Origin of the sequence: Sphingomonas echinoides, from assembly GCF_029623395.1 — a bacterium.
In the GTDB taxonomy this organism is placed as follows: domain Bacteria; phylum Pseudomonadota; class Alphaproteobacteria; order Sphingomonadales; family Sphingomonadaceae; genus Sphingomonas; species Sphingomonas echinoides_A.
Genome location: NZ_JAPYKK010000001.1, coordinates 145319 through 163173, shown reverse-complemented (window position 1 = coordinate 163173; position 17855 = coordinate 145319). Strand labels below are relative to the sequence as shown.

Below are 17855 nucleotides of genomic sequence, written 5' to 3'. Positions count from 1 at the left end.
GACGGGGACGGAACCTCCTTGCCGACGCCTGTCAGGCCAGCCAGCCGCCGGTGAACCCTGCCCGCCGTAGCCCCCGGCGCAAATGCGGATTGCGGTGCATCGTGCGCCAGATCAGGCCGGTGCGACGGTTCTCGATCATCGCCACGATCGGCCCCTGGTCGATCCCGATATAATCCTGATCGATCCAGCCGATGCCCGGGTCGACATGGCCGGCGCGCATTCCGGGCGGTGCGGCGGTCAGGGTCGGGTTGAACGAGTCGATGAACCCGTAGCGCTGGTAGATCCCGCTGCCGTAGCGCTTGTGCAACGCACCCGCCGCCGGGAGGACGATCTCGGGCGCAAACGCGATCGAACCGAGCGCCGCGGTCGGGGCGATCGTGCCGTCGTCCCGGTCGCCGGGGCCGCGCGCCGAATAGCTGAAGAACCGGCGCTCGACGTCGTTGAGCGTGACCGTGAAATCGCCGGGTCCGTCGCAGGCGGTCAGCCCCCAGCACGCCGCGTCATAACCGACGAACTTGCCCGGATTGGCGATCGCATAGTCGCGCTGGGCATACGTGGCGCGGCGGCTGTTCTCGAAATAGTCGAGGCCCTTGGTCGCAATGAAACGATCGCGGATGCCGCGGAAATCGACCCATGTCTGGCTGTATTGGTGCCCGAACAACGGCGGGAAGGCGAGGTGCGGTTCGCCCCAGCGGTCGCTCCAGGCGGCGGCGAAGCGATCGGTCCAGGCGTTCCACGTTTCCGCCGGCAGCGGATGCGTCGGCGACCCGAGTGCGAGCAGGTACATCATCAGGGATTCGTTGTAGATGTCCCAGTCGCTCGAGATGTAGCCGCGCTCGGGGTGCCACCCCATCGACACGAACGGCGCGCGCGGCGTGAACCACGTCCAGTCGACCGCGGCATAGATCTGCTCCGCCAGCGCGCGGATCTGCGCTTCGTCGGGATGGTCGCTGTCGAACCAGCTCTGCGCGAACAGCACACCGCCCAGCAGCAGCGCGGTGTCGATCGTCGACAGTTCGGTCCGACGGAAGCGCGTGCCGCTCTGCATGTCGAGGAAGTGGTAGAAGAAGCCCTTGTGCCCCGCGGTACCGCTCGGGGCGGGGCCCTGCGGCGCATTGGCGAAGAAACGCAGCGTCGCGAGCGTCCGCGCGCGCGCCTGGTCGCGGCTGATCCAGCCATTGACCACGCCGACCGGATAAGCGGTGAGCGCGAAGCCGGTCGCGGCGATGCTCGCAAACGCCGGCGTCGGCCAGCGATCTGGCGCGAGACCCGTCACCGGGTCGGTCGTGTCCCAGAAATACTGGAAGGTGCGGCGTTGCAGGTCGCCGATCAGCGCTTCGTGCGGGGAAAGGACGGGTTTGGGCCGCACCCGCCGCCGTTGCGCGGCAATCCCGCCGCTTGCCAGCCCGACGAGCGCCAGCCCACCGGTGCCGAGGAAGTGACGCCGGTCGATCATCGGGTAAGCCTCGCGCAACGCAGTCAGAAAGAGGGGCGGACAGCGCCACTGCACCGTCCGCCCGGCAGAAACGCCTTAGAAACGATACCCCAGACGGAACTGGATCCGCCGTGGCAGCGACAGCAGCGAATTGCCGATCCGCGCCGGATCGAGCGTATCGGTGACGCGCCCGGTGGCGGGGTTGATGGTGTTGTTGAACGCGTCGTCGAAGCCCGAGAAGTTGTTGTTGTTGAAGACGTTGAGAACGTCGACCGCCGCCTCCAGCGTATCCTTGCCGAGCACCGGAATCTTCTTCGAGAGCGTCACGTTGATCTCGCAGAAGGCGAACACACCCTTGATGCAGTTCTTCTGCGGATAGCGCGCGCTGAACGGGCTGATTCCCGCGGTGCCGTTGGTCCCGTCGATCACGCGGAACGCCTGTCCGCTGCCCAGCGTGCTCAGCGTCGCGAACTGGAAGCCGAGCGGGAGATCGACCAGCCCCGACAGCACGACGCGATGCCGTTCGTCGCCAGTGCGCGGGCGCCAGCCATAGGCATCCGGCGTGACGTTATCGAGGCTGAACAGTCCGTCGCCATTCTGTTCGCCCTTCGACAGCGTATAAGCGATGTTCAGCCCCCAGCCTGACGCCTTGGTGTAGTTCTTGTCGAGCGTGAAGAAGATCGCCTTGTAGCGGGAATCGAGCCCGTCATAGCCGATCAGCGCGTTGGAATAGCCAAGCGGCTCGATCGTCGAAACGTTGCAGCACGTCCCCAGGCCGTTGGTGTTCCGCGTGGCGTAGATGTTGGTGTAACCGTTGCGACCGCGTTGATACGATCCGGTCAGCGATGCCTCGAAGACGCCGATCCGCTGCCGGACGCCCAGGCTGATCTGGTCGTTGACCGGGGGCTTGGCGTTGTTCTTCACCGCGAACAGTTCGGACGCTCCCGCCGTCGCCGAGCTGGCGCGCAGCGCGAGCAGGCCGTCGCGGGTGGCATAGGACGGGTCCCAGCGGATCGTCGACAGGCCGTTGCGCGGCAGGCCGTCCGCCGAGAAGCGGAAGATGCCGATCGGGTTGATCGCACGCGACAGTTCGTCGCCGGTATTGTTGAAGTTGTTGCGGTCGTAATACCGCCCGAACCCGCCGAAGACGACCGTCGACCGATCGCCCTTCACGTCCCACGAAAAGCCGACCCGCGGCGCCACCGCGCCGGCAAACGGTTTGCGGTTGGACCCGGTCGAAATGTAATTCTCGGGGTTGAAATAGGACGAGGTAGGCAGCGACCGCAGCGCCGCCGCGGCGGAGGCGGGGGTGACATAATCGTTGTTGACCGCATTGGTCTCATAATCCCAGCGGACGCCGAGATTGAGCTGCAGCCGGTTGGTCAGGTTCCAGTCGTCCTGCGCGTACAGGCCGATCTGCGTGTTCGAACTCTGGATCAGGCCGCTGCCGAGCCCGAGGCGCGCTTCCGACGGGAAGGAAAAGGTGAGGTTGGTGAGCGGGTCGCGCCGGAAGGTGTAGCGCGGCTGGACGTACGTCTGGTTGTCGAACGACAGATCGGTGATCTCGACGCGTCCGCCGACCTTGATCGTATGGCCGTCGATCCCCGAAAAGGTGAAATCGTCGCGCAGCGTATAGCCTCGCTGCACTTGCTTGCGGGTTGAATCCTTGCCGCCGAAGACGATCACGCCGTCATAGTCATAGGTCGGCAGGTCCGGATTGATCGACGACGGATTGAACGTGTATTCGAGGTAGTTGGCATTGAATTCGTTGACGAAATTGTCGCCCTTATACGCCCATTTAAAAAGGTAGGTGTCGACCGTGTTGCGCTTGTTCTCGGCATTCTCGAACGAGACGTTCCCGCCGAAATTCTGGATGTCGCTTTCCTGGCGGCGGCTGAACGAGACGTCGAAGGTCTGGCGATCGTCCGGCGTCAGGGTCAGTTTGCCGAAGTAGAAATCGCCGCGGAACGGGCTGATGAAAGCGCCCTCGAAATCTCGCAGACGACGGCCGGACACCTGCTCGAATTCGGTGACCGCGTCGGCCGAACCAGAGCTCTTGACGTTGAACGCGCGGTTCTGGTCGTTGCCCTCATAGGTCCCGAAGAAGAACAGGCGGTCCTTGATGATCGGCCCGCCGAGCGCGATGCCGTACTGCTTGCGCGTGAAGTCGGGCTTGGGGTTGCCGTCGCGCTTGTCGAGGAACGACGTTTCGGACAGGCCCTTGCCGGTATATTGGCCGAACACCTCGCCGTGGAATTCGTTGGTGCCCGACTTGGTCACCGCGGTGATGATCGCGGACCCGGCCTGTTCGTATTCGGCCTTGTAATTCTGCGTCAGGACGCGGAATTCCTGCACCGCAAGCTGCCCGAACGGGTTGCCGCGGCTGTTCTGCTGGCCGGCGATGCCGCCTTCGCTGATCTTGTTCTTGAGGCTGACGCCGTCGATGAAGACGTTGACCTGGCTCGCGGTCGAGGCACCCGACTGGATGCCCTTGTCGGTCTCGCTGTCATTGTACTTCACGCCGGGCGCGAGCGCCGCGAACGACAGGAAATTGCGGTCGGTCTGCGGCAGCGCGCGGATCTGCGCCTGGCTGACGTTGGTCGCGATTTCGCTGGTGCGCGTCTCGGTCAGGCGGCTGCCGGTGACGACGATGTCCTTGCCGGTCGAGGGGGCTGCGCCCGGGGCCTCGACCGTCGCGTCGAGCGAGGCGGTCTGGCCGATCGCGACCGTGATGAGCTGGGTGGAAGTCTGGCCGTCGGTCGCGGTAGACGTTACCTGATACGATCCCGGACGCAGGCCGTTGAGCGCGTAATTGCCGCTCGCATCGGTGGTCGCGCGAAACGTCTGGTTGGTGTCGCTGCTGACCGCCGCGACGCTCGCGCCCGCGACCGGTGCGCCCGCGGCGTCGGTCACTTGCCCGCGAATTGCGGCGGTGCTGGTCTGCGCAAAAGCGGGGACGGCGGCAACGCTCGCGGCGGAGATGGCCGCGCTCGCAAGCAACAGCCGGAGAGACTTCTGGTTACGCATGTTCATACTCGTGTTCCCTGCTTTACGCCCGACTGACGCGGGCTTTTTGTGTCGTTTCTCGTACCATCAGCTCGGGCAACGACATCTCGAGCTGGTGATCCTTTGCGCCGGCAATGGCATCGGTCAGCCGCGCGACCGCGCGCTCCCCGATCCCGGCGATGTCGACGTGCATCGTGGTGAGCGCGGGCGAGATCAGGCGGGACAGCGGGATATCGTCGAAACCGGCGAGCGCGATTTGCCCGGGCACGTCGATCCCTGCGGCACGCAGCGCGATCAGCGCGCCGATCGCCATCATGTCGTTCGCGGCGAACAGCGCGTCCATCTCGGGATGATCGCGCAGGATCTGCGGGGTCAGCGCGGCGCCGGTTTCCTGCATGAAGTCGCCGGCGACAATCCGATGTTGCAGCCCGGCGGCATCCATAGCGGCGCGGTATCCTTCGATCCGCTCGCGCGCTTCGGCGTTGCTCTCCGGCCCGGAAAGATGAACGATCTGGCGGCGCCCGGTCGCGATCAGATGCTCCGTCATCACGCGCGCACCCGCGACGTTGTCGACTTGCAACGTCGGGCGATCCTTCCCTGGCGCAGCGCAATTGACCAGAACCGCCGGGATGCTCGACGGCAGCCCTGCCAGCAACAGCGCTGGATCGATATGCGGCGCCATGATGATCAGCCCGTCGACCCGACCGCGCATCGTGTGCAGCATTGCCACCGCGCGGTCGCCGTCGTGCAGGTTCGACAGCAACAGCTGCAGCCCGCGTTCGGACGCGGCGCGATCCATCCCGCGGAGCGTTTCGGAGAAGAACTCGCCATGCAAGTCGGGCAGGACCACGCCGATCGCATTCGCGCGTGCCATACTAAGGTTGCGCGCGCCCGCGTGGGGCACATAGCCAAGCGCAGCGGCAACCGTTTCGACATGGCGGCGCAGCTCCGGACGGACGTTGCTGTGCCCGTTGAGCGCCCGCGACACGCTCGCGACCGATACGTCGGCTTCACGCGCAACATCGCGGATCGTGGCGTTCGCCATGGGTCGAGAACATCCTTCCTGAGAGCGCTGCGGAGGGCGCCTCCGCTTTGCATTCCGCCGACTGGGACAGAGGCCCTGCCGATCTCCCTGCTTGATGTAACCGGTTACATCATTCATTAACGCTGTTCAAGACCGGGCCTTCCGGCGCACGGGCGGGGCGGCGGAAGTTCCCCCAACAGGAGGATAAGCGATGGAACCGTCGGGCATTTCACGGCGCGCAATGCTGCTAGGGGCAGGGGCCGTGACCGCCTGGGCGGCAAGTCCCGCACGGGCGCTGCTGGCCGGGGCCGACGCGATGGCCGGTTCGCCGATGATCGAGTCGCTGCTTGGCTCGATGACGGTCGCCGAGAAAGCGGGGCAGTTGACGCTCAACGCCGCCGCCTGGGCCGGCGGCGCGGCCAACGCCCTCAACCCGACCAAGGCCGGAGCGACGTTCGATGCGCAACTCGGCGAAGTCCGCGCAGGCCAGCTCGGCGGCGTGTTCAACGGCCACGGTACCGACATGGCGCAGCGGATGCAGACCGCCGCGATGCGCGAAGCACGGCTCAAGATCCCGCTGATCTTCGCCGCCGACGTCATCCACGGTTTCCGCACCGTCTTCCCGGTCCCGCTGGCGGAAGCGGGAAGCTTCGATCCCGATCTCGCCGAACAGACCGCGCGCGCCGCGGCGGTCGAGGCGTCTGCCGCCGGGATCGACTGGACCTTCGCGCCAATGGTCGACATCGCACACGACCAACGCTGGGGACGGGCAGTCGAAGGCGCGGGCGAGGACGTGTTGCTCGGTCGCGTGATGGCCGCCGCGCGTGTCCGCGGGTTCCAGGGGACCAAGGGGCTCACCGCAAACGACGCCGTGATGGCCTGCGCCAAGCATTTCGCGGCCTACGGTGCGGCAGAGGCGGGGCTCGACTATAATTCGGTCGACGTGTCCGAACGGACGCTGCGCGACGTGTACTTCCCGCCGTTCCAGGCCGCGTTCGGCGCTGGCGTGGGATCGACGATGGCGTCGTTCAACGAAATCTCGGGCGTCCCCGCGACGGCCAACCCGTGGCTGCTCGACACGGTCTTGCGCAAGGAATGGGGCTTCGGTGGACTGGTCGTGTCGGATTACACCGCCGACGAGGAATTGATCGCGCACGGCTTTGCCGCCGATGCCCGCGAAGCGACGCGGCTGGCGTTCATGGCTGGTGTCGACATGAGCATGCAGAGCAACTTCTACCGCGATCATCTGCCGGCGCTGGTGGCATCGGGCGCGGTGCCGATGGCGCGGCTCGACCAGGCGGTGCGGCGGGTATTGCTGGCGAAGCAGGCGCTCGGTCTGTTCGACGACCCGTTCCGTCGGATCGACCCCAAGCGCGAACGCACCCGCGTGCGGACCAAGCCGCATCTCGCGCTCGCCCGCGATGCGGGGCGGCGTTCGATCGTGCTGCTCAAGAACGACGGCGACCTGTTGCCGCTGCCCCGCTCAGGCAAGCGGATCGCGCTGATCGGCCCGTTCGCACAAGGCCAGCGTGAGCTGATCGGCCCGTGGAACGTCTATGGGTCGGACAAGGAAGCGGTCGACCTGCTGACTGGGGTTCGCGCGCTGGTCGCTGACCCCGCCTCGGTCACCGCGACCGACGGATCCGGGATCGACGCGCCGCTTCCCGGCGGGATCGAGGCGGCAGTGGCGGCGGCAAACGGCGCGGATATCGTGATTCTCGCCGTCGGTGAGGCGCAAAACATGTCGGGAGAAGCGCAATCGCGTGCCGATATCGTCGTCCCGGCGGCGCAAATGGCGCTCGCTGCGGCGGTCGCGGCGACCGGCAAGCCGATCGTCGTCGCGCTGCGCAACGGGCGCGCGCTGGCCTTGTCGGGCGCGGTGCTCGATGCCCCTGCAATTCTGGTGACATGGTTCCTCGGGTCGCAATCCGGCCCCGCGATCGCCGACATATTGTTCGGAATCGTCGCGCCGTCTGCGCGGCTACCCGTCAGTTTCCCGTATGCAACCGGGCAGGAACCGTACCATTACGCGCACAAATCGACCGGTCGTCCCAACCCCGAGGGACCGCGGGTCGACTATAAGGCGCACTATCGCGAGGTCCCCAACGCCGCGCGCTTCGCGTTTGGGCACGGGCTGACCTACGGCAAGATCGGCTATTCCGGCCTGCAACTGGGCGATGGCAAGCTGGCGTGGGACGGAACGCTCGACGTGCGCGCGACGATCACCAACAGCGGGACGCGCGCGGCAGAGGAAGTCGTTCAGCTTTATATTCATGACGTTGCGGCCAGCATCACGCGACCGGTGCGCGAATTGAAGGCGTTCCGCCGCGTCCGCCTCGCCGCCGGGGCGCGACAGGAGGTGGTGTTCACGCTCAAGCGCAGCGACCTGCAGTTCGTCGGGCTCGACCTCAAGCCGACCGTCGAGCCGGGCCAGTTCCGCCTGTGGGTTGCCCCCTCGGCACAAGCGGAAGGCGTTAGCGCCTCCTTCGAACTGGTTGCGGCCTAATCCTCAGACGTCGGCGCGGCGTGCCAGATCCTCGACCAGCGCGGCATGGACCCCGCGCTTGAGCGGATTGCCCAGCATGACCAGCGCCGACGCCACCAACCCCGCCGAACAGGCATAGAGCATCAGGTCGCGAATCCCCGCAGCGGTGGCCGCGCTCTGGGTCGCGCCGGCAACATACCCTATGTGTCTGTAAAACAAGCCAAGTCCCCCCGCCGCTGCGGCCAGCCCGATCTTCTGCCACAAGGCCGCGACCCCGAACGCCAGCGCCTCCACCCGCGCGCCTGTGCGATCTTCGCCATATTCGACCGTGTTGGGCAGCATCGACCAGAACACCAGATTGAACCCAGTAAACGCCGCCTGCAGCAAGGCGAGCACCGCGATCGTCGCCGTGCCCCGGGGCGCAAACCCGAACAGCGTCAGGCACAGGAGCCCCCAGCCAACCGCCGCGAACCAGACGCCACGCAACCCGATCCAGCGCGTGACGAGCAACCAAACGGGCACCGCGACCGCCCCCGCGACCGCCATCAGCGCAAGCGTCTGCGGCCCCTGCGCGGGCTGCCCCGCGACGTGTTTGAAATAATAGAGCACCGATTGCGTCAGCACGGCCGCCGCCAGCCCCGCGACCATCGCCGCCAGATTGAGCGTGACGAACGCCCGATTGGCGAGCAGCAACCGCAGGCACGTCAGCAGCGGTGCCTGCGCCCTGGACGTCGCCGCCGGCAAAGCCTCCCGCGCGCCAAAAGCCAGCGCAAGCAACAGCCCAGCACCAACGACGCCGTAAACGATCGCCGCGCTCGCGAACCCCGCCTGACTCGTCGCATCGCCCGTCACGCGCAGCGCGATCCACGGCGTCCCCATCGTCACGACCAATGCCGCGATCGTCCCGAATAGCATCCGCACCCCCGCGAGCATCGTGCGATCGCGACTGTCGGGGCTAATCCGCGCGGTCCAGGCCGCATACGGCACGTTGACCAGCGCGTAGAGCGTGCGAAACAGGATCTGCGTCGCACCGATCACCCCCGCCAGCCACACGCCGGTCAGGTCCGGGGTGGAATAGAGCAACACGAACGCAATCCCCAACGGCACCGCCCCCCAGGCGATGAACCGCCGATACCGCACCCCCGGCCGCTGCGCCGCAATCCCGACGAGCAGGTCCGCGATCCCGTCCCACAACGCACCGATCATGTAGAGCGCCCCGCCAAGCGCGACTGATACCCCAAGCACGTCAGTGTAGAAGAACAGCAGGTACAGCGAGACGCTCTGCCAGTAGAGATTGCACGCGAAATCGCCCGCGCCGAACACCACGAACTGCATCGCGCCGGGGCGGTTCTGGCTGCGTCGCATTGCCGGGTTCTCAAGCGGGCGTGGCATGATCGTCCGCCTGACGATTGCGGTTGCGCCGGTCAACCGTGCCATGCGGAAGGCTTGGCGGGTTTAACTGCACCACGCTGGAGCAACCGCGCAGTTCATGTGTTGTTGCGAAATGGAAACAAAGCCCCTGCCGCGCGAAGCTGCGCTGATCATCAACGCGCATTCGCGCAAGGGCCAGGATCTATTCGAGACCGCGCGCGACAAGTTGGTGGCGGCAGGCGTCATCCTCACCGCCTGCCATGCGGTCAAGGATCCCGACGAGATGGAAGCAACGATGCGCACCGTGGTCGCCAGCGGCGTGCCGATGGTGATCGTCGGTGGCGGGGACGGGTCGCTTTCGGGTGTAGTCGACGAGGTGGTCGGAAAGGATTGCGTCTTCGCCGTCCTCCCGCTCGGCACCGCGAACAGCTTTGCGCGGTCGCTGCATCTGCCGCTGGATCTCGACGGCGCGATCGATGTGATCGCCAACGGGCGGCGGCGGCGGGTGGATCTAGGCATGATCGACGACGATTACTTCGTGAACGGTGCGTCGATCGGGCTTTCCACGATGATCGGGGAGACGGTGCCGCACAAGCTCAAGCGCTACGCCGGGCGGGTGGGGTATTTGATGTGGGCGCTCAAATGTTCGGTCCGGTTCCGGGCGTTTCGGTTGACGATCGACGATGGCACGCAGGCGCAGACGCTGTGGGCGACCGAATTGCGCATCCTCAACGGGCGGCATCACGGCGGGGTCGCGCTGTCGGATACGGCGGACGTCGGCTCGCGCAAACTGTTGCTGCAGGCAGTGGTCGGGCAGAGCAAGGTCGCGCTCGCGCGGGACTGGTATGCCAAGTTCTTCAAGCTGCGGGACAAGGATGCGTGCAGCCGCGATTTCGTCGGCGAGTGTTTCAAAGTGACGATCGACCCGCCGCAACGCATTTCGATCGATGGCGAAGTCCTTGCCTGTACGCCGGTGACCGCGAAGATCGCCCCCGGCGCGATCGAAGTGGCCGTATCGGCAACCGGTTAAGGCAAATCCTTCAAGACAAGTCGTTTTGACTTGGCAGGTTCCGTGTTAGCGCTCTCCCGGACGGACACGCACAAAGATTGCGGCCCGACGACAGGGAGATGGACGATGCGGTTGAGCAGCTTTGCAGTCGGGGTGAGCGCAGTGTTGCTGTCGAGCGGGCCGGCAACCGCCGCTCCATCCGCCGAGCTGCCGCCAATTCCTGTGACGGTTCGCGTCGATTCAGACCGCATTGTCGCGCCTTTGCCGCCGATTTGGCGCTTCTTTGGCGCGGACGAACCCAACTATGCGACCGCGCCCGATGGCGTCGCGCTGATGCGCGAACTCGGGCAGTTGCGGCACGACGCGGTCTACTTCCGCGCGCACAATCTGCTGACCACCGGCGACGGCACCGCCGATTTCAAATGGGGCAGCACCAACGCCTATACCGAGAAGAACGGCAAGCCCGTCTACGACTGGCGGATCGTCGACGGGATCATCGATAGCTATCGCGCGCGCGGGGTGCGCCCGTATCTCGAGATCGGGTTCATGCCCGAGGCGTTGTCGTCCGCGCCCAAGGGCGTTCCCTATCGCCGCGCGTGGAAGCCCGGGAACGACTATAAGGGGATCACCGCGGGCTGGTCCTACCCGCCCAACGATTACGCCAAATGGGGCGAGCTGATCTATCAATGGACCCGGCACAACGTCGCACGCTACGGTCGCGCCGAGGTCGAACGCTGGTATTTCGAGGTGTGGAACGAGGCCAATCTCGATTTCTACTGGTCGGGCAATCCGGAGCAATTCTACCGGATGCACGATGTCGCGATCGACGCGGTGCGGCGGGCGTTGCCGACCGCGCGGGTCGGGGGACCCGACGTCGCCGGGTCGGGCGATGCGTTCATGGATGGCTTCCTCGCGCATGTGACGACGGGGAAGAATTATGCGACCGGCAAGATCGGGACGCCGACCGATTTCGTCTCGTTCCACGCCAAGGGCCAGCCGAGCGTGGTCGACGGGCATGTCCGCATGGGGATCGCCAACCAGCTGAAGACCGCGGACGCCGGGTTCGCCAAGATCGCCGCCGTACCGTCCCTGGCGCACAAGCCGATCGTGATTGGTGAAAACGATCCCGAAGGCTGCGCGGCGTGCCCCGGCCCGGCGAACGCCTATCGCAACGGGCCGCTCTATGCGAGTTACACCGCGGCGAGCTATGCGCGGCTGTGGACGCTGGCGCGGCGGCGAGGCGTCACGCTGGAGGGCGCGCTGTCGTGGTCGTACACCTTCGTCGGGCAACCGTGGTTCGCCGGCTATCGGCAACTCGCGAGCAACGGGGTCGATCTCGCGGTGTTTAACGTGTTCCGCTTGTTCGCAAAGCTTGGCGAAAATCAGGTGGCGGCGACGAGCGACGGCGAAGTCGCGCTCGATACGATCGTGCGGGATGGCGTGCGGGCGGCGCCCGACGTCGGCGCGCTGGCGACGCGCGATCGCGCGGGCAAGGTCGCGATTTTGCTGTGGAATTATCATGACGACGATGTGCCGGGGCCTTCCGCCGCGGTGCACGTCGCGCTCAGCGGAAAGCATGGGGCCACCGCGCGGCTGTGGCGGGTCGATGCGACGCACGCGAATGCGTTCGGCGAGTGGCAGAAACTCGGCAGCCCGGCGCGCCCGAGCGCAGCGCAGGTCGCGCAGTTGAAGACCGCCTCGCGGCTCGTTGCGGAGACGGTCACGGTGACGCCGGGCGGGATGGACGTGACGATCCCCCGGCAAGGCGTGGTTCTGGTCGAGCTTCAACCATAGTTGTATCGGCTCGCAAGGATGCGCGGCCAGAACTGCAATAGATGGCTCTTCGGGCCCGGATGATGTGAGGCGCTGGCGGTCGGGAACGCACGTTGGCTGAGACGCAAATCACATTCAGTGCGACGAACGCGAGACGCTCGGCGAGCGGGCACGAATGGCAATAATTGGATGTAGAGCGAACATACGCCAGAGACCAGAAAGCCGCCGGCCCCATTAGAACCGGCGGCTCGACTGCAAGCCTTGCTGACGGTCAGCTTAGGCGTAATTAACCTTGATCGTGACCTTGCCCCTGAGGCTGCGCAAGCCAAAGCCGACCATGCCGAAGCCCAGCAGCATCATCGCCCAAGTGCCGGGCTCAGGAACGGCCGGCGCAAGCGTGGCTGAGAAGGTCGTCGAGCTAGCGAGGCCACAACCGGCGGTCACGCCGCAAAGCTGGACGTTGAAGCTGTTGCTATAGAGATTGTAGTTGGAGCCATTCGCCGAAAACGACAGTCCGTTGAAACTGAAGAAGGGCGCAGTGGCCGTGAACAGATTATCATTCGCAGCACCGGTCGGATAAAGTCCGGGTGCGATCAATGAGATGCTGCCGCCTGCAAAAACACCGCTGAGCAAAGTGATCTCCGAAAATCCCTGAGATGCGTCTCCAACCGTCGTTAAGTTCCCGGATCCCGAACCGAAGGTACTCGACAGAGTGAACACGTACGTCGCCGCTGCGGCCGGCGTTGTAGTCATGAACGCGAGTGCGGCAACCGAGCAAAAAAGCTTCTTCATTAAGCCCCCCTAAGTAGCCGGCAAAGAGCCGGTAGCTGATTCCAAGCAGATTTTGTGCCAAGCCCAGATTAACGTCCGCTCAAGTGCCGTGACGTTCACCGATCGGCGCAAAGTGTAAAAAGTCCTTACACTAAATTTCGGCAATTAGGCGAACCCTGCCGATCTGGCGGACGCCGGCACTACAAGGAGAACGTCCGCTTTTCTTGCGGTCGACAAGCGACCTCGCTGTGAAGGATTGTGTGTCAGAAAACCTGATCTTGAAATCAGCGCATGCCTGACGGCAGACGACTGGCTTTCCTCGTGGTTTCGGACATCGCGAGCGGACGGATCAGTATTGTGCGTCCGACGCACCGATCGTGGTTTTTGTCTCAACGAACGTGCGCCTCGCCGCGCCTGCCGCGCCGGTCCGTCTCACGCAACGTGAGCCGCAAACTGCCCTTTATTGGAGTTTTGATGGGTCATCATTGCGCGCCGCTACATTCAAGGCCCGATGACGGTACGTTGATCCGGCAAGCCCCTCCCCTTCAGGGGAGGGGTTGGGGTGGGGCCTCTCCCCGCGTGCGCGGTCTCCATGAGACGGATAGGCCCCACCCCCAGCCCCTCCCCTGAAGGGGAGGGGAGTCCATCAAACGTCATCGCACCCAAGCGTTTGAAGGCAATCGCTGGTAGGTGCCCTTACAACGGCAGCGGCACCGTACGGTCGATCTTGAAGTCCGCCGACTGGACCGGGACGCCGGTATCGGGCTGGCCGGACCCCACGCTGACGTGGAACTGGCCCGCCATCACTTGCCGTACTCCGTCCACCCCGACCGCGCTCAGGTCGCGCGGCGACAGGTCGAACGTCACGCTCTGGCGTGCACCGGCAGCGAGCGTGATCCGCTTGTACCCGCGCAGCGCAATCCGTGGCGCACCCGGGACGGCAGGGAAGGTGAGGTAAAGCTGGGCGACCTCGTCGCCCGCGCGCTTGCCGGTGTTGCTGACCTCGGTGATAACGCGAAGCCCCTGGTCCGCGCCGCCCGCAGCGGGCGTCACGACAAGGGGCGTATAAGCGAAGCGTGTGTAGCTCAGCCCGTGCCCGAACGGGTACACCGGCGTACCGGTGAAATAGCGATAGGTGCGCCCCGTCATCGCATAATCGTCGAACGGCGGCAGGTCGGCGACGCTGCGGTAGAAGGTCAGCGGCAGCCGCCCGCCCGGATCGGTCTTGCCGGTCAGCACGTTGGCGACCGCGAGCCCGCCGGACTGGCCGGGATACCAGGCTTCGACGATCGCGGCGGCATTGTCCTTCGCCCAGGCGAGGTTGATCGGGCTGCCGTTCATCGCGACGACGATCACCGGCTTGCCGGTGGCCTTGGCGCGTTCGAGCATCGCTACCTGCTCGGCGGGCAGATCGAGCGAGGTCTTGTCGCCGCCCTTGAAGCCCGGAATGTCCGTCCCGGTCTCCTCGGCTTCCAGATCGGAGGTGAGGCCGACCACCGCGACGAGCACGTCGGCGCGGGCGGCGGCGGCATCGAGCGCCGCGTCGGGCTGCGCCGAGATCCGCTTCCACACCAGATCGGTATTGCCGAACCCGCGCGCGGTCGAGACGACGCGCAGGCGATAGCGATGGCCTTTCTGCAACGGCACGGTCTTGAGCGAGGGGAGCGGCCCGCGATGATCCGCCCCGACATCGAGGAACGTCTTGCCGTCGAGTTCGATCAGCCCGCTGCCGCCGAGGCCCAGGCGGTAGCTGCCGGTTTCGGGGGGGACGAGGAACCCGGTCCATTCGGTGCGGTGATAATCGTTGACGGTCGGCAGCAGCAGCCCGCGCGCCGCGACGTCCTCTTCACGCCGCGTGACGACGGGGCGATCCTGATAGGTCAGCGCTGCGATCGCCGCGCGATCGGTGCCGGGGGCGAAGGGCAGGGTGGGGGGCGTCACGGGGTTGAAATAGCGCGCGAGCAGCCCGGGCTTGCCGTCCGGCGTGCGCAGCGCGACCGTGGGAATGCGATCGCCATCGGTGATCGATTCCCCGAACGGCACCAGCGTGACCGATCGCGCCCCGGCGGCGCGGCGCAATCCTTCGACCATCGAAATGGGGGTGGCGGACTGGGGCGAGGAATAATTGCCGCGCAGGACGCGCGTCGCATCCCCGAGCGGGCCGATCACCGCGATCCGCGCGCCGCGGCGCAGCGGCAGCACGCCGTCGTTCTTGAGCAGGACCAGGCTCTTTTCCGCCGCCTCCAGCGCGAGCGCGGTGTGATCGCGCGTCAGGATCGCGCGGACCGGCACCACGGCGGGAGCACCGGCGATTCCCGGCAGGTCGCCGTTGCGCAGCCGCGCCGAGAACAGCCGCACCAGCGCGCGGTCGATGTCGCCCTGCGAGATCAGGTCGCGCCGCAAGGCGTCGCCGAAGCGTTCGGGCAAGCCGCCCATGTCGCCGATCGTCTGGGTGTGGCATTCGTTGTCGGTGCCTGCCTTCATCGCCGCCGCGATCGCGGTTGCCTGGTCAGGCGCATATTTGTGGCCGTCGGCAATGTCCTTCACCGCGTCGCAATCCGACACGACATAGCCGGTGAACCCCCAGGCGCCGCGCAGATGATCTTTGAGCAACAGATCGTTCGCGCAGGCGGGCTGGCCGTCGATGCGATTGTACGCGCACATGATCGACCCAGCGCGCGCCTCGACGATCGCGGCGCGGAAGGCGGGGAGATAGGTGTCCTCCAGATCGTGCGGCGAGACGTAGACATTCGCGCCGTGCCTGGTCGATTCCGGGCCGCTGTGGACCGCGAAATGCTTGGGCGTGGCAATGACGTTGGGGATGTCCGGGTTGGGCCCCTGAATGCCGGTGATGAACGCCATGCCCATGTGCGCGGTCAGATACGGGTCTTCGCCGTACGTTTCCTGACCCCGGCCCCAGCGCGGATCGCGGAAGATGTTGATGTTGGGCGACCAGGTATCAAGCCCGGTGCCGATCCGGCCAAGCTTGCCGGTCTGCCGCCCGAGCGTGTGGAGCGCGCGGACCTCGGTGCTGATGACTTCGGCGACCCGGTGGACGAGCGGCGCGTCGAAGCTGGCGGCGAGACCGATCGGCTCGGGGAAGTTGGTGGTGGGAACCGGGCCGATCGCGCCATGGAGCGATTCGGTCCACCAATTGTACGCGGGAATCCCGAGCCGCGGGATCGCGGGCGCGACGTTGAGCAATTGCGGCAACTTCTCCTGCGGCGTCATCCGCGCGACGATCGCGGCGGCCATGCGATCGGCCTCGGCGCGGACGGGCGGCTGGGGGGCGGGGGCAGTTTGCGCATGCGCGGTCATCGCCGCGACGCCGGCTCCGACCAGAAGGATGAGACGCGCAGTGTGCGAGACGGTCGATGCCATGCTGTACCTCTGGTCGGGGAAAGGAGACGTCAGATCGTCGGCAATCCGCGCTCGACGATCTTGCGGATGAGGTCGCGGTGGCGCGGCAGGCCGTGGCGCATCCGTTCGGTCTGGGTCGCGGCCTCGCGACGCGCCTGGTCCGCGATCCGCCGGTCGCCCGCGATCGCATCGCGCGCGACTTCGGTGTGGAAGCCCATGCCGTAGAGGACATATTGGTAGCTTGCCGCGGGGAAGACTTCCTCGACCCGGTCGAACTCGTCGTGGAACCACGGCGGCTGGTAGCGCCACAGCGTGAGCAGGTCCTGCAGCCGATCCGGGATCGTCTCGGGCCGGACGTTGTCGCGCCAGAAATCGCTGTCGGTGCGCTTGGTGAGCACATAATGCAGCTTGAGGAAATCGATGATCCGACCCCAACGATAGTGCGTCGTCGCGTTGAACCGCGCGGCGAGGATGTCCATCACTTCGCGACACACCGGCATCTGCTCGGCGATCAGCTTGGCGGACAGTTCGATCAGCACGATCGCGGACGCCTCGAGTGGTTCGAGGAACCCCGCCGCCAGCCCGACCGCGACGCAATTGTTCTTCCAGAAAGTCTCGCGGTGCCCGGCACGGATCGCAAGCTTGCGCACCGGCAGGTCCTTGCCCGCCGGGCCGAGATAGGCGCGCAGTTCCTGCTCGGCGGCATCGTCCGAGATGTGGCTGCTGGAGAAGACATGCCCGACCCCGCGGCGGGTCGGCAAGCCGATGTCCCAGATCCAGCCCGCGCTTTGTGCGGTCGAGATGGTGTGCGACGCGATCGGGCCGTCGGGGTCCTCGTGCGGCAATTGCACCGCGAGCGCGGTGTCGCAGAACAGCGTGTCGGCGCAGCTCTTGAAGGGCACGCCGAGCGTCTTGCCGATCAGCAGCGCGGCGAAACCGGTGCAGTCGATGAACAGGTCGCCCGCGATCTCGCCCGCCTGTTCGGTGACGACGGTGCGGATGTCGCCATTCTCGGCCTGGGTCGCATGCTGCACGTCGGCAAGGACGTGGCGGACGCCGAGCTTCTCGCAGCAATGCCGCTGGAGGAAGCCCGCGAACTTTCCCGCATCGAGGTGATAGGCGTAATTGGCGACCGCGTCATATTCGGGGGTCGCGATCGTCTTGGGGGCGAGGCCGTCGTCGCAGAGCAGGCCTTGCGGCGACACCATGTCGCAGAAGCTCTGGCCCTTGGGATCGGCGAGCCAATGTTCGGCGAGATTGACGCGCGTGAAGCCCTGCGGGAGCATCAGCGGGTGGTAATAGCCCTCATCGGGCTCGCCGGTGGTCCAGCGCGCGAAGCGGGCGCCTTGCTTGAACGAGGCGTTGCATTCGCGGAAGAAGTCGCTTTCCGACACGCCCATCTTGGAGAGCGTCGAGCGCAGCGTCGGCCAAGTGCCTTCGCCGACCCCGATGATCGGGGTGGTGGGGGATTCGACCAGGGTGACGGTTAACGTTCCAGCGGCAATCCGCCCCTGATGGCGCGCGGCGATGATCCCCGCGGTCAGCCAGCCGGCCGTTCCGCCGCCGACGATGACGATGTTGCTGACGGTCTGCATGGCGCCCGGTTCGTACCAAAAAATGG

The 17855-nt window shown here is 65.9% G+C and carries 10 protein-coding genes; 3 read left to right on the top strand and 7 right to left on the bottom strand.

The window, feature by feature from the left end:
• Positions 1-31: 31 nt before the first annotated feature.
• From QBJ92_RS00650 to QBJ92_RS00640, 3 genes are all read right to left on the bottom strand, one after another.
• Complete coding sequence (locus QBJ92_RS00650) at positions 32-1456, bottom strand: glucoamylase family protein (RefSeq protein ID WP_277967739.1); 1425 nt, start codon at positions 1454-1456, stop codon at positions 32-34.
• 75 nt (positions 1457-1531) lie between these two features.
• Positions 1532-4462, bottom strand: a complete 2931-nt coding sequence (locus QBJ92_RS00645; protein WP_277967738.1) for a TonB-dependent receptor — start codon at positions 4460-4462, stop codon at positions 1532-1534.
• A gap of 22 nt (positions 4463-4484) precedes the next feature.
• Positions 4485-5486: a LacI family DNA-binding transcriptional regulator gene (locus QBJ92_RS00640; protein WP_277967737.1), complete on the bottom strand. Its 1002-nt coding sequence runs from the start codon at positions 5484-5486 to the stop codon at positions 4485-4487.
• A 220-nt stretch (positions 5487-5706) separates the two neighbouring features.
• Between QBJ92_RS00640 and QBJ92_RS00635 the strand changes: the two genes are divergently transcribed.
• The gene (locus tag QBJ92_RS00635; RefSeq protein ID WP_277967954.1) at positions 5707-7971 is read left to right on the top strand and encodes a glycoside hydrolase family 3 N-terminal domain-containing protein; all 2265 of its coding nucleotides are present in this window, start codon (positions 5707-5709) and stop codon (positions 7969-7971) included.
• A gap of 3 nt (positions 7972-7974) precedes the next feature.
• Here QBJ92_RS00635 and QBJ92_RS00630 read toward each other — a convergent pair whose 3' ends face one another.
• Complete coding sequence (locus tag QBJ92_RS00630) at positions 7975-9387, bottom strand: MFS transporter (protein ID WP_277967736.1); 1413 nt, start codon at positions 9385-9387, stop codon at positions 7975-7977.
• 67 nt (positions 9388-9454) lie between these two features.
• Here QBJ92_RS00630 and QBJ92_RS00625 point away from each other — a divergent pair, with 67 nt between their 5' ends.
• Together QBJ92_RS00625 and QBJ92_RS00620 are read left to right on the top strand one after the other, a co-directional pair.
• Positions 9455-10351: a diacylglycerol/lipid kinase family protein gene (locus tag QBJ92_RS00625; RefSeq protein ID WP_277967735.1), complete on the top strand. Its 897-nt coding sequence runs from the start codon at positions 9455-9457 to the stop codon at positions 10349-10351.
• Between the two features lie 105 nt (positions 10352-10456).
• The gene (locus tag QBJ92_RS00620; RefSeq protein ID WP_277967734.1) at positions 10457-12124 is read left to right on the top strand and encodes a GH39 family glycosyl hydrolase; all 1668 of its coding nucleotides are present in this window, start codon (positions 10457-10459) and stop codon (positions 12122-12124) included.
• A gap of 255 nt (positions 12125-12379) precedes the next feature.
• Here the strand turns inward: QBJ92_RS00620 and QBJ92_RS00615 are convergent, their stop codons facing one another.
• The 3 genes from QBJ92_RS00615 to QBJ92_RS00605 form a co-directional block, all read right to left on the bottom strand.
• A complete protein-coding gene (locus QBJ92_RS00615) occupies positions 12380-12895 on the bottom strand; it encodes a PEPxxWA-CTERM sorting domain-containing protein (protein WP_277967733.1) in 516 nt (171 codons plus the stop codon).
• 675 nt (positions 12896-13570) lie between these two features.
• Positions 13571-16255, bottom strand: coding sequence for a glycoside hydrolase family 3 C-terminal domain-containing protein (locus QBJ92_RS00610; protein WP_277967732.1), 2685 nt, complete (start codon positions 16253-16255; stop codon positions 13571-13573).
• A 29-nt stretch (positions 16256-16284) separates the two neighbouring features.
• Positions 16285-17829, bottom strand: coding sequence for a tryptophan halogenase family protein (locus QBJ92_RS00605; RefSeq protein ID WP_277967731.1), 1545 nt, complete (start codon positions 17827-17829; stop codon positions 16285-16287).
• Positions 17830-17855 lie beyond the last annotated feature (26 nt).

Coding starts and splice junctions, on each gene's coding strand:
- QBJ92_RS00650 (WP_277967739.1), bottom strand. CDS start 1,456: ATGATCGACCGGCGTCACTTCCTCGGCACCGGTGGGCTGGCGCTCGTC.
- QBJ92_RS00645 (WP_277967738.1), bottom strand. CDS start 4,462: ATGCGTAACCAGAAGTCTCTCCGGCTGTTGCTTGCGAGCGCGGCCATC.
- QBJ92_RS00640 (WP_277967737.1), bottom strand. CDS start 5,486: ATGGCGAACGCCACGATCCGCGATGTTGCGCGTGAAGCCGACGTATCG.
- QBJ92_RS00635 (WP_277967954.1), top strand. CDS start 5,707: ATGCTGCTAGGGGCAGGGGCCGTGACCGCCTGGGCGGCAAGTCCCGCA.
- QBJ92_RS00630 (WP_277967736.1), bottom strand. CDS start 9,387: ATGGCACGGTTGACCGGCGCAACCGCAATCGTCAGGCGGACGATCATG.
- QBJ92_RS00625 (WP_277967735.1), top strand. CDS start 9,455: ATGGAAACAAAGCCCCTGCCGCGCGAAGCTGCGCTGATCATCAACGCG.
- QBJ92_RS00620 (WP_277967734.1), top strand. CDS start 10,457: ATGCGGTTGAGCAGCTTTGCAGTCGGGGTGAGCGCAGTGTTGCTGTCG.
- QBJ92_RS00615 (WP_277967733.1), bottom strand. CDS start 12,895: ATGAAGAAGCTTTTTTGCTCGGTTGCCGCACTCGCGTTCATGACTACA.
- QBJ92_RS00610 (WP_277967732.1), bottom strand. CDS start 16,255: ATGGCATCGACCGTCTCGCACACTGCGCGTCTCATCCTTCTGGTCGGA.
- QBJ92_RS00605 (WP_277967731.1), bottom strand. CDS start 17,829: ATGCAGACCGTCAGCAACATCGTCATCGTCGGCGGCGGAACGGCCGGC.